The organism is Phaeobacter sp. 11ANDIMAR09 (assembly GCF_001294455.1).
Lineage (GTDB): Bacteria > Pseudomonadota > Alphaproteobacteria > Rhodobacterales > Rhodobacteraceae > Pseudophaeobacter.
On record NZ_LIKT01000020.1, the window covers coordinates 21,401 to 34,901 of the forward strand.

Annotated in this window: 12 protein-coding genes and 1 tRNA gene; 6 read left to right on the forward strand and 7 right to left on the reverse strand. The window is 58.7% G+C overall.

The features are described 5' to 3' along the window. Positions 1 to 56 precede the first annotated feature (56 nt). The 4 genes from AN476_RS15905 to acs all read right to left on the reverse strand — a co-directional run bounded on the left by AN476_RS15905 (position 57) and on the right by acs (position 4,990). Positions 57 to 1,841 carry a sodium:solute symporter family protein gene (locus AN476_RS15905; protein WP_054462588.1) on the reverse strand — a complete coding sequence of 595 codons (1,785 nt, stop codon included), beginning with the start codon at positions 1,839 to 1,841 and terminating at the stop codon, positions 57 to 59. 3 nt (positions 1,842 to 1,844) lie between these two features. Further along, positions 1,845 to 2,129, reverse strand: coding sequence for a DUF4212 domain-containing protein (locus AN476_RS15910; protein WP_054462589.1), 285 nt, complete (start codon positions 2,127 to 2,129; stop codon positions 1,845 to 1,847). 208 nt (positions 2,130 to 2,337) lie between these two features. Continuing rightward, entirely contained in the window at positions 2,338 to 3,021 is a 684-nt protein-coding gene (locus AN476_RS15915; protein WP_054462590.1) for an adenylate kinase, read from the reverse strand. A gap of 7 nt (positions 3,022 to 3,028) precedes the next feature. Next, entirely contained in the window at positions 3,029 to 4,990 is a 1,962-nt protein-coding gene (gene acs / locus AN476_RS15920) for an acetate--CoA ligase (RefSeq protein ID WP_054462591.1), read from the reverse strand. A 587-nt stretch (positions 4,991 to 5,577) separates the two neighbouring features. Between acs and AN476_RS15925 the strand changes: the two genes are divergently transcribed. The 6 genes from AN476_RS15925 (at position 5,578) to AN476_RS15950 (ending at position 11,451) form a co-directional block, all read left to right on the forward strand. Further along, a complete protein-coding gene (locus tag AN476_RS15925; protein ID WP_054462649.1) occupies positions 5,578 to 6,594 on the forward strand; it encodes a C4-dicarboxylate TRAP transporter substrate-binding protein in 1,017 nt (338 codons plus the stop codon). An 85-nt stretch (positions 6,595 to 6,679) separates the two neighbouring features. Next, complete coding sequence (locus tag AN476_RS15930; RefSeq protein ID WP_054462592.1) at positions 6,680 to 7,333, forward strand: TRAP transporter small permease subunit; 654 nt, start codon at positions 6,680 to 6,682, stop codon at positions 7,331 to 7,333. Positions 7,334 to 7,338: 5 nt separating this feature from the next. Continuing rightward, on the forward strand, positions 7,339 to 8,742 hold the full coding sequence (locus AN476_RS15935; RefSeq protein WP_054462593.1) for a TRAP transporter large permease: 1,404 nt from the start codon (positions 7,339 to 7,341) through the stop codon (positions 8,740 to 8,742). Between the two features lie 333 nt (positions 8,743 to 9,075). Further along, positions 9,076 to 9,150: transfer RNA gene (locus AN476_RS15940), tRNA-Asn, on the forward strand. A gap of 375 nt (positions 9,151 to 9,525) precedes the next feature. Further along, positions 9,526 to 10,524: a tRNA dihydrouridine(20/20a) synthase DusA gene (dusA, locus tag AN476_RS15945; protein WP_054462594.1), complete on the forward strand. Its 999-nt coding sequence runs from the start codon at positions 9,526 to 9,528 to the stop codon at positions 10,522 to 10,524. 123 nt (positions 10,525 to 10,647) lie between these two features. Beyond that, the gene (locus AN476_RS15950) at positions 10,648 to 11,451 is read left to right on the forward strand and encodes a hypothetical protein (RefSeq protein WP_054462595.1); all 804 of its coding nucleotides are present in this window, start codon (positions 10,648 to 10,650) and stop codon (positions 11,449 to 11,451) included. A gap of 9 nt (positions 11,452 to 11,460) precedes the next feature. Here the strand turns inward: AN476_RS15950 and AN476_RS15955 are convergent, their stop codons facing one another. Genes AN476_RS15955 through ccmI form a run of 3 tightly spaced genes read right to left on the reverse strand, consistent with a single transcriptional unit; the run spans position 11,461 to position 13,413 of the window. Beyond that, the gene (locus tag AN476_RS15955; protein ID WP_054462596.1) at positions 11,461 to 11,703 is read right to left on the reverse strand and encodes a DUF1289 domain-containing protein; all 243 of its coding nucleotides are present in this window, start codon (positions 11,701 to 11,703) and stop codon (positions 11,461 to 11,463) included. Further along, complete coding sequence (gene ruvX / locus AN476_RS15960) at positions 11,696 to 12,169, reverse strand: Holliday junction resolvase RuvX (RefSeq protein ID WP_054462597.1); 474 nt, start codon at positions 12,167 to 12,169, stop codon at positions 11,696 to 11,698. The genes AN476_RS15955 and ruvX overlap by 8 nt, the downstream gene beginning before the upstream one ends. After that, positions 12,166 to 13,413, reverse strand: a complete 1,248-nt coding sequence (ccmI, locus tag AN476_RS15965; protein ID WP_054462598.1) for a c-type cytochrome biogenesis protein CcmI — start codon at positions 13,411 to 13,413, stop codon at positions 12,166 to 12,168. Before ccmI ends, ruvX begins: the two co-directional genes overlap by 4 nt. Between the last annotated feature and the right edge of the window lie 88 nt (positions 13,414 to 13,501).

Below are 13,501 nucleotides of genomic sequence, written 5' to 3' on the forward strand. Positions count from 1 at the left end.
AAAAGGACGGGCCGTTAAGAGCAGGGCTCTGAGGGAGAGACCCGTCCAGTGGGGGATCAGTGATCCTGTGCTGCACCTGCGCCACGTGGGATACGCACGCTTTCGACCAGATCTTTGATCTCCTGAGGCGTTTCCTTGGTCATGCCGGCAACTACATAGGCAACGGTGAAGTTGACCGCGGCCCCAATGGCACCAAAGGAGGTCGACTTGATTGTGCCCAGCAGCGGATCCGCATCGGTAAAGGAGTTGGTGCCCGGAATGAACAGCCAGCCCTTGTGCAGGAAGATGTAGATCAGGGTGACGCCCAGACCAGCCAGCATACCTGCCACAGCACCGGTGTTGTTGATCTTCTTGGAGAAGATACCCATCATCAGTGCCGGGAAGATCGAGGCCGCTGCGAGGCCAAAGGCCAGGGCCACGGTCTGCGCCGCAAAGCCGGGAGGGTTGAGACCCAGGTAGGTGGCAACCGCAATGGCCACGGCCATGGCAATACGCGCCGACAACAGCTCACCTTTTTCCGAGATATTCGGATTGATCGAGCCTTTGATCAGATCGTGGGACACAGCCGAGGAGATCGCCAGCAGCAGACCCGCCGCCGTGGACAGCGCCGCCGCGAGACCACCAGCGGCCACCAGACCAATTACCCAAGAAGGCAGGTTGGCGATTTCAGGGTTGGCCAGAACCAGGATGTCACGGTTGAATTTGGTCAGCTCGTTGCCTTCCCAGCCATTTTCAGCCGCTTTGGTCTGCATGTCAGCATTCTTGTCGTTGTAATACTGAATGTGGCCGTCGCCGTTTTTGTCTTCCCAGGCCAGGAGACCGGTCTTCTGCCAGGTGGCCATCCAGTCATAGCGTGCATCGTTTTCGATCTGTTCGACTGAAACCGCTGCCGCATCTGTTCCGTTGGGCCACATCATGTCGGTGATGTTCAGACGTGCCATGGCTCCAACCGCAGGGGCAGTGAGATAGAGCAGCGCGATAAAGACCAGCGCCCAACCTGCGGACCAACGCGCATCTGCCACGCGGGGGACGGTGAAGAAACGCATGATCACATGGGGCAGACCAGCCGTACCGATCATCAACGACAGGGTGAACAGCACCATGTTGAAGGTATCAGAATGGTGGGCGGTATATTCGTTAAAGCCCAGTTCGCGCACGATGGCGTCCAGCTTTTGCAACAGCGGCTCACCCGAGGCGACGTGATCGCCAAACAGACCCAGGGCCGGGATCGGGTTGCCGGTCAGCTGCAGCGAGATGAAGATGGCCGGAATGGTATAGGCCATGATCAGCACGCAATACTGCGCAACCTGCGTATAGGTTACACCTTTCATACCTCCGAACACCGCGTAAGCGAACACAACACAGGCGCCAATTAACAGCCCCGCGGTGTTGGAGACCTCGAGGAAGCGGCCAAAGGCCACGCCCACGCCAGTCATCTGACCAATAACATAGGTGGTTGAAGCAACGATCAGGCAGATCACCGCCACAATACGCGCAGTGGGGCTGTAGAACCGATCGCCGATGAACTCGGACACGGTGAACTTGCCGAACTTGCGCAGGTAAGGCGCCAGCAGCAGGGCGAGCAGCACGTAGCCACCGGTCCAACCCATCAGAAAGGAAGAGTTGTCATAGCCGGTAAAGGCAATAAGGCCCGCCATCGAAATGAACGACGCCGCAGACATCCAGTCGGCCGCTGTGGCCATACCGTTGGTGACGGGGTGCACACCGCGACCCGCCGCGTAAAATTCTGATGTGGAGCCCGCGCGGGCCCAGATCGCGATGCCGATGTAGAGCGCGAAAGACGTGCCCACAAACAGCAGGTTGATGGTAAACTGATCCATTGTTTACTCCTCCTCGACGCCGAATTCACGGTCCAGCTTGTTCATGCGGAAGGCGTAGAAAAAGATCAGGCCCAAAAAGACCAGGATCGATCCCTGCTGGGCAAACCAGAAGCCCAGATCGGTGCCACCGACCGCTATGCCGGAGAGCATCGGGCGCAGTAGAATGCCAAAACCAAATGAAACGACAGCCCAGATCACCAGGCTGACGAGAATGATCCGCACATTGGCCTGCCAATAGCCCTTATCGGCTTCGGCTGTCTGTGCAGCTTTTGTTGTGTGATCCGCCATAGCGGCTCCTCCTTCTTCCTCCAGGACCTGATCAGGACCTGATCAGGCAAACGCTCTGTGTTTGCCCGCGGTGCTCTGTTCGTTTGAACAGGGGACATCGGGCATTGCTCCGCACCTCCGCCGACGGAGGGTCGGCAAATCTACACGGATTTTCAATTTGTGGTGTGGGAGGCTGCTGAGCCGACAGCCCCCCTGGGAACATAAAAAGTTAACTCGTTACTTCGGAAACGATCTTGGCTAGGCCCCCTGAGATCGCTTCTATTTCTCCCATTGCGTCAATGGTTTGCAACGCCTCTTTACCCTTGTAGTAGGCAATCAGCGGCGCGGTCTGTTCGTGATAGGCCGCCAGACGACTGGCGACGGTTTCGGCATTGTCATCGGCGCGACGGGTCATGTTTTGACTGCCGCATTTGTCACATGTTCCGGCAACTGCTGGCAGCTTGAAACTGTCGTGGTAGCCCTCGCCGCAACCGCCGCAGGTGTAGCGCCCGGAAACCCGGGTCACCATGGCGCTGTCATCCACTTCCAGGCTGATGGCAGCGTTGATCTTTTGACCGGTTTCGCCCAGCAACACATCCAGGGCCTCGGCCTGAACGGTGGTGCGGGGGAAGCCATCAAGGATGACCCCCTTGGCACAGTCGGGTTCTGCCAGACGGTCGCGCAGGATGTTGATGACGATCTCATCCGAGACCAGACCACCAGATTCCATCACCGCCTTGGCGGCCTTGCCGGCTTCGGTGCCGGCTGCCACGGCAGCGCGCAGAAGATCCCCGGTCGAGAGTTGGACGAGGCCAAACTTCTCTTCCAGAACACGGGCTTGTGTACCTTTCCCGGCGCCGGGAGGACCGAGAAGAATAAGAACAGCGGGGCGGGTCATCACGTCGGTTGTCATGGCTTCGTTACCCCTTTACGGCCCGGTTGGCGATCAGATCGTCGACCACAGAAGGATCAGCCAGTGTCGAGGTATCACCCAAGGCGCCAAAGTCGTTTTCGGCAATTTTGCGCAGGATACGGCGCATGATCTTGCCCGAGCGGGTCTTAGGCAGGCCAGGGGACCACTGGATCACATCGGGGCTGGCAATCGGGCCAATCTCGGTACGGACCCAGGTGCGCAGCTCTTTCAGAAGCTCATCCGAAGGCTCGCGGTCATTCATCAAGGTGACATAGCAATAGATGCCCTGGCCCTTGATGTCATGGGGGTAGCCTACCACGGCGGCCTCGGCGACGGCGGCATGGGCCACCAGCGCGCTTTCGACCTCGGCGGTGCCCATCCGGTGACCGGAAACATTGATCACGTCATCGACGCGCCCCGTGATCCAGTAGTCGCCATCGGCGTCACGGCGGCAGCCGTCACCGGTGAAGTAGTAACCTTTGTAATCCGAGAAATAGGTTTTCTGGAAGCGCTCGTGATCGCCCCAGACCGTGCGCATCTGGCCAGGCCAGCTGTCCTTGATGCACAAGACGCCTTCGACATCGTTGCCAGAGATCTCTTCGCCGGACTGCGGGTCCAGAACCACGGGCTTGATACCAAAGAAGGGCTTCATTGCCGAGCCGGGCTTGGTGGCATGGGCGCCGGGCAGCGGCGTCATCAGATGGCCACCGGTTTCAGTCTGCCACCAGGTGTCAACGATGGGGCAGCGGCCGCCGCCTACAACCTCATTGTACCAGTTCCAGGCCTCGGGGTTGATTGGTTCGCCCACGGTGCCCAGCAGGCGCAACGAGGACAGATCGCATTTTTCGACCCATTCATTGCCCTGACCCATCAGCGCGCGCAGCGCGGTCGGGGCGGTGTAGAACTGGTTGACCTTGTGCTTTTCACAGACCTGCCAAAAGCGGCTGGCGTCCGGATAGGTTGGTACGCCCTCGAACATCAAGGTGGTGGCACCATTGGCCAGCGGGCCATAGACGATATAGCTGTGGCCGGTGACCCAGCCTACGTCAGCGGTACACCAGTAGATGTCGCCATCGTGGTAATCAAAGGTGATCTCATGGGTCATCGCCGCATAGGCGAGATAGCCACCAGAGGTATGCACAACCCCCTTGGGCTGGCCGGTGGAGCCGGAAGTGTAGAGCACAAAGAGCGGGTCTTCGGCGTTCATCTCTGCGGGTTTGCAGTAGTCGTTCGCTTCCAGCGCCATCTCATTGTAGTCGTAGTCGCGCCCGTCAACCCAGGTGGTCTGGCCGCCAGTGCGCTTGACCACCAGGCATTTCACCGTGTCTTTGCAGTGCAAGAGGGCAGCATCAGCATTGGATTTCAGAGGGGTCTTGCGGCCACCACGGGGGGCCTCATCAGCGGTGATTACCACCTTTGCGTCAGAGCCGTTGACCCGAGCGGCCAGGGCATCCGGGCTGAAGCCCGCAAAAACGATAGAATGAATTGCGCCGATACGGGCACAGGCCAGCATCGCATAGGCGGCTTCGGGGATCATCGGAAGGTAGATCACCACCCGGTCGCCTTTGCGCACGCCCATGGTTTCCAGAATATTGGCCATGCGGCAGGTGCGGCGGTGCAGCTCCTTATAGGTGATATGCTGCGCGGCCTCGGTTGGGTCATCAGGCTCAAAGATGATCGCAGTTTGATCGCCGCGGGTGTCCAGATGACGGTCGATACAGTTGGCCGAAACGTTCAGCGTGCCATCGGCGAACCAGTTGATCGAGACTTCGCCAAAGTTGTAATTCACATCCTTCACAGTGGTGAAGGGTTTGATCCAGTCGATCCGTTTGCCGTGCTCACCCCAGAAAGCCTCGGGGTCGTTGATCGAAGCGGCATACATTTCATCGTATTTGGCACTGTCCACATGGGCGCGGGCAACGGTTTCCTCGGATGGCGCATAGGCCTTACCTTCGGGCTGCTGTGACATGCTGTTATCCTCCCAGATATTTAATCGGTTCGACACCACAACTGCTGGGCGTGACTGTCAAACCGTTTCCTTCCCTCCCGGTGATCATAGGGCGAGTGGAAAATAAGTGAATAAGATCCGGGAAAATAACGATTTGCTTGTAAATGAATTTCCTTTCCTCTGTTAAAAATGAAAACTTAATGCAAAAATGTAAGTGAAATCCCTAGTGTTTATTGGACGTTAGATGTCAACGCCTTTGCCTTGGATTTTTTGTAAATCGTAGGAAAAGACCGACTTGAGGAAGGGAGCGCGTCCTTTGTGACCCTCCGTTACCTGCGGCATTTTGTGCTTTTAGGGTGGGCAAAGCAACAAAATGGCCAGTTTTGCGCAATTTTCTTGCGTTCAGATTGCCGAGCCTGTGCGTCATTCGAGCGTGGGTGGATGGGGCTGCCTTCTCCTGCAAATGCAAAGGTAAACTGAGTGTTTAGGATGTCTTGTGGGCTTGGCAGCTGTGTTTCTTGGCGTTAGCGTGTCGGCCAAGCGCCTGCAGAGCCTCTGCCGAATTTGGGCCAATGGGTCGGGACGGGCGCACAATGGGAGAAAACAAAATGAAAACGATTTTGACTGCCGCTGTGACGGCTGCTGCCGGTTTTGCGCTTGTGGGAGAAGCGGCCGCGACGGAATGGAATGTGTCGGTTTGGGGGAAGCGCCGCGCCTTTACAGAACATGTTGAAAAACTGGCCGAGCTGGTCAGCGCCAAGACTGATGGCGAATTCACCCTGAACATCAGCTATGGTGGCCTGTCCAAGAACAAAGAAAACCTGGATGGTATCTCCATCGGTGCTTTTGAAATGGCGCAGTTCTGTGCTGGCTATCACCGCGACAAGAACCCTTCGATCACCGTGCTGGAACTGCCCTTCCTGGGCGTGAACACCCTGGAAGAAGAAGTGGCAGTGAGCCATGCTGTCTATGGCCATGAGGCGGCGCAAAAGGATCTGGCGCGCTGGAATGCCAAGCTGCTGATGACCTCGCCCATGCCACAGTACAACATTGTGGGCACCGGCGAGCCCCGTGACGCGGTTGCCGAATTCAAAGACATGCGTGTCCGTGCCACCGGCGGTATCGGCAAAGCCTTCTCGGCTGTGGGCGCCGTGCCAACATCTGTGACGGCAACCGAGGCCTATAACGCCATGGAAAGCGGCGTTGTGGACACTGTCGCCTTTGCCCAGCACGCGCATCTGGCCTTTGGCACCATCAACCGCGCTGAGTGGTGGACCGCCAACCTGAACCCCGGCACGGTGAACTGCCCAGTTGTTGTAAATACAGATGCCTATGAAGCGCTGTCGGATTCTGAGCGTGCGGCTCTGGACAGCTCGGTCGACGAGGCGATCTCGCATTACCTGGCCAACTATGGCGCCTTGCTCGACAAATGGGATTCCGTGCTGGCAGAAAAAGGCGTGACCAAAGTCATGCTGCCCGAGGCCGAACTGGCGGCCTTCCGTGCTACTGCGGCTGACCCGATCCGTGAACAGTGGATCAAAGACATGGAAGCCCAGGGCATTCCTGGTCAGGAGCTCTATGATCTGGTGATGAAAACACTGGAAGACACCCGCGCAGGAAACTAAGCCGCGCTTTACAGGATCGGGGCTGAGAGACATCTCTCGGCCCCGATTTTTATGTTCTGGAACTCTCTAACGAAAGGTGGGCCCCATGGCGGGAAACGCCGCGGTGCTGGAAGATGGCAGCCTGATCAGCCGTCTTGACCGCAAATTGCTAAAGCTGGAGCAGCTGCTTGCGCTGGTCAGCGGGCTGGCAGTCTTTTCACTCATGTTATTGGCTGTTGTCTCGGTTGGGGGGCGCAACACGATGAATGCGCCGCTGCCGGGCTATGTGGACTGGATCGAACAGGCGATGCCGCTGATTGCCTTTATGGGGATCGCCTATGTGCAGCGCGATGGCAGCCATATCCGGATGGATATTGTCATCGGCTCGCTGCGTGGCCGGGCGCTTTGGCTGTTTGAATTGATCTCGGTCTTGTTGATTCTGGTGCTGATGCTGGCCTTGGTCTGGGGCAGCTGGTCGCATTTTGGACGCTCCTTTGATTTTGCAGCGCCCCTGTGGAGCCGCGACAGTTCCATCGATATCGGCCTGCCAATCTGGCCGGCCAAGCTCTTGGCGCCAGTGGCCTTTTCGGTGCTGTGCATGCGTCTGGTTCTGCAGGCTTGGGGCTATGGCCGGGCCATGGTGCTGGGGCTGGAGGCTCCGGTTGCGGTGCCACTGATCCAAGATGCAGCGGAACAGGCCGCGGCTGAGGCGGAAGCATTAAGCGGTCACGACAATGACGCCATTGGCGGGCAGGGGTAGCAGACATGGAACCAATTGAAATTGGCCTCTGGGTCACGAGCTTTCTGCTGGTGCTGGTTGTTGTCGGCATGCGGGTGGCCTTTGCCGCCGGTCTGGCCGGACTTGTCGGGCTGGTCTGGATTTTCTGGGCCAAGTTTGGCTATAGCCCCGACAAGTTTGGCAAGGCGCTCACCGTGTCGGTCAAAATTGCCGGGCAGGTGCCGCATTCCAAGGTCTCGAGCCAGGCGCTGAGCCTGATCCCAACCTTTATCCTGATTGGCTATCTGGCCTATTACGCCGGTCTCACCCGCGCCCTGTTTGAGGCCGCCAAGCGCTGGATTGCCTGGCTACCCGGCGGGCTTGCGGTCTCAACGGTGTTTGCCACCGCTGGCTTTGCGGCCGTTTCGGGCGCATCCGTTGCGACCTCGGCTGTTTTTGCCCGTATCGCCATCCCCGAGATGCTGGCGATTGGCTATAACAAACGCTTTGCCGCCGGTGTGGTCGCTGCCGCCGGCACCCTGGCCTCGCTGATCCCGCCCTCCGCCATTTTGGTGATCTATGCGATCATTGTGGAACAGGATGTGGGCAAGCTCTTGCTGGCGGGGTTCATTCCCGGTGCCTTTAGTGCTGTGGTCTATGTTCTGTTGATCGTCGGCATTGCCCTCGTTTTCAAAAACGTCGGTCCACCGGTCAAGGGCTTTACCTGGCGCCAGCGTTTTGAATCACTGCCCGGTGCGCTGCCAATTGTCTTTGTCGTCGTGATCATCATCTGCTTTGTCTATAACCCCTTTGGCGGCGATGCCTGGGGCACCCCAACCGAGGGCGGCGCCTTGGGGGCCTTTGTGGTCTTCTGTATGGCGCTCTGGCGTGGCATGCGCTGGAGCGAGTTCAAATCGGCCCTGCTGGAAACTGCCAAGCTCACGGTGATGATTTTCACCATCATTTGGGGTGTGCTGATCTATGTGCGTTTCCTGGGCTTTGCCGATCTGCCGGGGGCCTTCTCTGACTGGATCACCAGCCTTGAGATGTCGCCCATGGTCATTCTGGTCTGTATCCTGCTGGCCTATGCGGTGCTGGGGATGTTCATGGATGCCATTGGCATGCTCTTGCTGACCCTGCCGGTGGTCTACCCGGCAGTAATGGCCTTGAACGGCGGCGAAAGCGTTGCCGCTGCCGACAGTGCCTTTGGAATGTCGGGGCCGATGTGTGCGATCTGGTTTGGCATTCTGGTGGTGAAAATGGCCGAGTTCTGCCTGATCACCCCGCCCATCGGTCTCAATTGTTTTGTTGTGGCCGGGGTGCGCGATGATCTGAGCGTGCAGGATGTGTTCCGCGGCGTGATGCCCTTCTTCATCGCGGATGGTGTCACCATTGCGCTCTTGGTGGCCTTCCCAGCGATTGTGCTCTACCTGCCGAGCCTCGCACAGTAGCGGTCGTGGCAACACCAATGCGTTTCAAAAGGGGGGCGGAAGGGCTATGCTTCCGCCCCTTTTCTATTTGCCTCTGCACGCAGATTTTGAGCTGACCGGTTTTGCAGCCCCCTGTTCCGGATGCGTCATGATGGGAGGTGAGAGCGAGTTGCAACTCGGGTTGCGTCAGACCCACAGAGGCTAGATCTTCAACAACCCCAAAGCGCTTGGCGCTGATTTTGCTCTGTCTTCCGAGGTGATTTGTTGATCGCGTGGGGGGGAGGTGAAAAAAATCGGTTTGATGTGTTTTTCTTCTGGACGCGCAAAAATACCAAAGCTATACGAGCGCCATATTCCGGCGTAGCTCAGCGGTAGAGCAGTTGACTGTTAATCAATTGGTCGTAGGTTCGATCCCTACCGCCGGAGCCATAAAAAGTCCTTTAAGGTGAATGCCTTAGAGGGCTTTTTTGTATGTAGTCTTTGCGGCTGACGCCCAGGATTGCGGTCGCGCAGCTCGATGGAAAACTGCAGCGGTCTGACAGGGCCGGGCCGCTCGGATCGGTAGGCGCTGAACTGCGGGTGAGATGCGAAGGCGGGCTTGATGTGATCTGTGAGCGGTAGAGGTATTGGACTGCATCATGCTGGCTTACCCTAGAAATCCACTGGGTATGAGCCTCTTTTCGGTCCGGTCAAATATGGTACACCCTAGCACGCTCGAATCGCCGTCCCCCTGAGATCTGCCAATTGGCATGGAGCCAGGGAAGGACGCCACAGGGCTACGGCGCAACCAATGGAGCTAACGCTATGAACAGTAACGCACAAACTGCAGCGCGTTTAAGCGTGGCGCCGATGATGGATTGGACCGATCGCCATTGTCGTTACCTGCATCGACTGCTGAGCCAAAGGGCGCTGCTTTATACTGAAATGGTGACAGCGCCGGCCTTGGTGCGGGGGCGGGCTTTGCATCTGCTGGACTACAACGTCGAAGAACACCCCCTGGCCCTGCAGCTGGGTGGTTCGGACCCGATTGAATTGGCGCAAGCCGCGCAGTTAGGCGCGCAAGCGGGCTATGATGAAATCAATCTCAACTGTGGCTGTCCCAGTGACCGGGTGCAATCGGGGGCTTTTGGTGCTGTCTTGATGCAAAGCCCTGATCTGGTGGCGGATTGTGTGGCGCAGATGCGTGCCAAGGTCGACGTTGAGGTGACGGTGAAATGCCGCATTGGCGTGGATGAGCAGGAGCCCCGTGAGATCCTGCCGGTGTTTTTGCAGAAAATTCGTGCCGCCGGATGTCAAAGGGTGACGATCCATGCCCGCAAAGCCTGGCTTAAAGGTTTGTCCCCAAAAGAAAACCGCGATATTCCTCCGCTAGACTATGGCCTGGTCCACGAGATGAAGCGCGAGTTTGGCGATCTGCATATCTCGCTCAATGGCGGCGTCAACAGTTTGGATGAGGTGGTTTCCCAACTGGAGCAGGGCCTTGATGGTGTCATGGTGGGGCGCGCGGCCTATCATCAGCCAGCCGATATTCTGGCGGCAGCGGATGCGCGGATCTTTGGGGGCGAGGCGGTGCGCGACCCCTTTGAAGTTGTGATGCAGATGTTGCCCTATATCGAGACGCAGATGGGGCAGGGGGCGCGTTTGCATCAGATCACTCGACATATGTTGGGGTTGTTTTCTGGCCGCCCAGGCGCCCGGGCCTGGCGACGTATCCTATCCGAAGGGGCACATCGTCCGGAAGCGGGGCCTGAGCTGGTGCAAGAGGCTCTGGCGCAGGTGACGCGGCAACTGGCCGCTGGCTGAGGGCATCGCCGCCTCTGGCCGCGGATCGTCAACGATCTGACGCTTGTGCGGTAGCATCTGCGACAAGTCGGACCTAAGTGATCTGCAGGCAAGCGTTTTGCCGGGCGATCATTGGAGAGTCTTATGGCGCAATGGCAAGAATTTTTGGACAGGGGCTGGATCCGGTTTGACCAGGACACAGCCTTGCAGGCCTGGGCCGAGCATGCGCGTCCGCTGGCGCTGCAGGCGGCGGAGGATCCCGCCCATGCCGAGTGGCTGGATTGCCAAGGCACCTGGTTCATCGGTGTTGATGCATTGCCCAATGACCTCTCCGGGCAGCTGGCGGGGGGACCGCCTCTGCAGGGGGCGCCTTTGGAGTTTATCGCCCGGCATTTTGGCGGCGTCGCGGATTTGCACAGGGCGCAGGTCTCGGTGGTCTATCCCGGCTATCCGCGCCCGCGTGCCGGTGAGAATGACGCGGCCTTTCGCTATAGGTCCCGGCGCGATGCGGCCCATGTGGATGGGGTCAAGATGTTTGGAGCTGCCCGCCATCGCCGGGTGGAAGAGCCGCATGCCTGGGTGCTGGGTATCCCGCTAACCGACAGTCCCACAGATGCGGCGCCTTTGGTGGTCTGGGAGGGCAGCCATGAGGTGATGCGGCGCGGCTTTGCCCGTGCTTTTGCGGGGCATGATCCGCAGGACTGGCATCTGGTGGATGTGACTGAGGCCTACAAGAAAGCGCGCGCCGAAGTGTTTGAAACCTGTTCGCGGGTCTGCGTGCATGCGCGCCCCGGCGAGGCCTATTTGATGCATCGCCTCTGCCTGCACGGGGTGGCGGCTTGGGAGGAGATGCCGAAGGTTGAGAAGGCTGACACTCAGGGGCGGGCCATTGCCTATTTTCGCCCGGATCAGACCTCGGGGGTTGCAGCCTGGATCAAGGATCCCTAGCCGGGAGGGCTAGCGTTTGAGCCGCGCGGCACGGCCACCGCGCCGCTTGGTCAGGGTGCTGGCACGCCCCGGCAGGTCTGCCATTACATCGGCACGCTCATCGTTGGACATCTTGGACCAGCTGGTGATCTCGTCAATCGAGCGGTAGCAGCCGGTGCAGATGCGGGCCTCGGGGTGGACCACGCAGATATTGATACAGGGAGACTGAATTTCATCCCGCTGCCAAACGTCCTTGCCGGTGCTCTTAGTCATTCTTCAGATGCCTCATACGATCCAGTGCTCCCTGCAGGATATAGGAAGCGGCGACATGATCGATAACCTCTGCGCGACGTTTGCGTGACGTATCTGCCTCTAATAGCGCCCTTTCGGCGGCAACGGTGCTCAGGCGTTCGTCCCAAAAGCCAATCGGCAACTCGGTCAGCTTGGCCAGGTTGCGGGCAAAGGCGCGAGTCTTTTGGCAGCGCGGGCCCTCGGAGCCATCCATATTGCGCGGCAGGCCCAGGACCAGACCGCCGACCTCGCGGGATTTGACGATTTCAAACAGGCGCTCGGCGTCCAGAGTGAACTTTTTGCGCCGGATGGTTTCCAGCGGTGTTGCAACGGTTCCCATACGGTCCGAAATGGCAATGCCGATGGTCTTGTCGCCAAAATCCAACCCCGCCAGCGCGGTGAAGCCAGGCGCTGCCGCTGCAAACTCTTCGAATGCGTCATAGATCATGGGGTCAGCCCTGCCTGCTGTGCTGCGGCTTTAAGACCTGCCAAGGCCTCGTTATCCTCTGCAAAACGGGTCTTTGCTTCGGCATAGATGGCCTTGGCGCGATCTGTTTGCCCCAAAACGCCCAGTGCGCCGATCAACTGCGCCCATTCCGGTGCCGTGCCGCCTTCGGTGGCCAGGCGATCGGACAGGCGCGCCACCATGCCTTGGATCATCTCCTGACGGTCTTGCGGGCTCATCTCCTGGGCTGCAGATAGATCTTCGGCACTGGGGCCGGCCAGTACGGGGGCCGCGGCATCAGGGGCTGCGGGGGGCGTGATCGGGCTGTAGTCAACCCCGGCACGGAATGCCATTTCTTCGATCTGGGCCTCGATCCCGTTGATCCAGGGCGCGCCCTTGGGGCCTTGGCGGAGGGTGTCCGCCCAGACCCTATAGGCGATATCAGGGCGGTTGAGTTGCCCCTGCAACAATCCGTAGTAGTAGCGGGCCGGGCCATTTTGTGGGTCCAGACCAAGGGTGTCATCCAGCAGCGCTTCGGCTTCCGGTGAGACATAGCCGCCAGCCGCCATGATCATCAGCTCCGCCAGTTCGCCGTAGTCTTGTGCCTCCAGATCGCCGCTCATAATGCGAATGTAGTTTTCTTTTGCTTTGTAGGCCGCGATGAAATTGCCGAGATTGGCCTCATGTTGGGCCAATAGCGCCTGTCCCTGGGCATCATTGGGGCGCTCACCTGCAGTTTGGCGCAGCTGCGCCACCAGATCGGTGTAGCCGGGTTCAAATTCAGGGTTGGGCGGGGCTGGGGCTTTGCTTTCGGCTTCTGCCTGATCGGGCCGGGTCTGGGCATAGATTTCTGCCGCCTGAATGCGCGAGGCCAGACTCATATCGACATATCCCGGGGCGCCCAGAAGACGATAGAGTATCAGCGTGCCACCGATCAACAATGCGGCTGTCAGAGCTACGGTCAGGCGGCTTACGGTTTTTGGTTGCGTGCTGCCGGAGCTTTGTTTTTGCAACTGGGCGTCAGCCGCCAGAATGCGGCGTGACACCTCGGTTCGGATGCGTTGTGCATCGGATTGATTGATGACGCCGCGCTGCAAATCCTTGTCGACATCGCTCAATTGTTGGCGATAAACGCGCAGATCATAGGCCGCTGGGGGCTCTCCTACTGTATGGGCGCGCAGCAGAACAAGTCCCAACAGGGCTGTCATTGCCAAAGCCACAAAGGAAATCAGGATCCAGAATACCATGGTTACGCTGCCTCTCAGGTCACATATATTGGGCTGGGTCGCCGCTGGAACCCGTCTACAGGGGCAGCGCTCGGGAAAAAAGACCTAA

Bases quoted from the DNA above. Each gene is read 5' to 3' on its own strand.
- AN476_RS15905 (WP_054462588.1), bottom strand. From the start codon at position 1,841: ATGGATCAGTTTACCATCAACCTGCTGTTTGTGGGCACGTCTTTCGCG.
- AN476_RS15910 (WP_054462589.1), bottom strand. From the start codon at position 2,129: ATGGCGGATCACACAACAAAAGCTGCACAGACAGCCGAAGCCGATAAG.
- AN476_RS15915 (WP_054462590.1), bottom strand. From the start codon at position 3,021: ATGACAACCGACGTGATGACCCGCCCCGCTGTTCTTATTCTTCTCGGT.
- acs (WP_054462591.1), bottom strand. From the start codon at position 4,990: ATGTCACAGCAGCCCGAAGGTAAGGCCTATGCGCCATCCGAGGAAACC.
- AN476_RS15925 (WP_054462649.1), top strand. From the start codon at position 5,578: ATGAAAACGATTTTGACTGCCGCTGTGACGGCTGCTGCCGGTTTTGCG.
- AN476_RS15930 (WP_054462592.1), top strand. From the start codon at position 6,680: ATGGCGGGAAACGCCGCGGTGCTGGAAGATGGCAGCCTGATCAGCCGT.
- AN476_RS15935 (WP_054462593.1), top strand. From the start codon at position 7,339: ATGGAACCAATTGAAATTGGCCTCTGGGTCACGAGCTTTCTGCTGGTG.
- dusA (WP_054462594.1), top strand. From the start codon at position 9,526: ATGAACAGTAACGCACAAACTGCAGCGCGTTTAAGCGTGGCGCCGATG.
- AN476_RS15950 (WP_054462595.1), top strand. From the start codon at position 10,648: ATGGCGCAATGGCAAGAATTTTTGGACAGGGGCTGGATCCGGTTTGAC.
- AN476_RS15955 (WP_054462596.1), bottom strand. From the start codon at position 11,703: ATGACTAAGAGCACCGGCAAGGACGTTTGGCAGCGGGATGAAATTCAG.
- ruvX (WP_054462597.1), bottom strand. From the start codon at position 12,169: ATGATCTATGACGCATTCGAAGAGTTTGCAGCGGCAGCGCCTGGCTTC.
- ccmI (WP_054462598.1), bottom strand. From the start codon at position 13,413: ATGGTATTCTGGATCCTGATTTCCTTTGTGGCTTTGGCAATGACAGCC.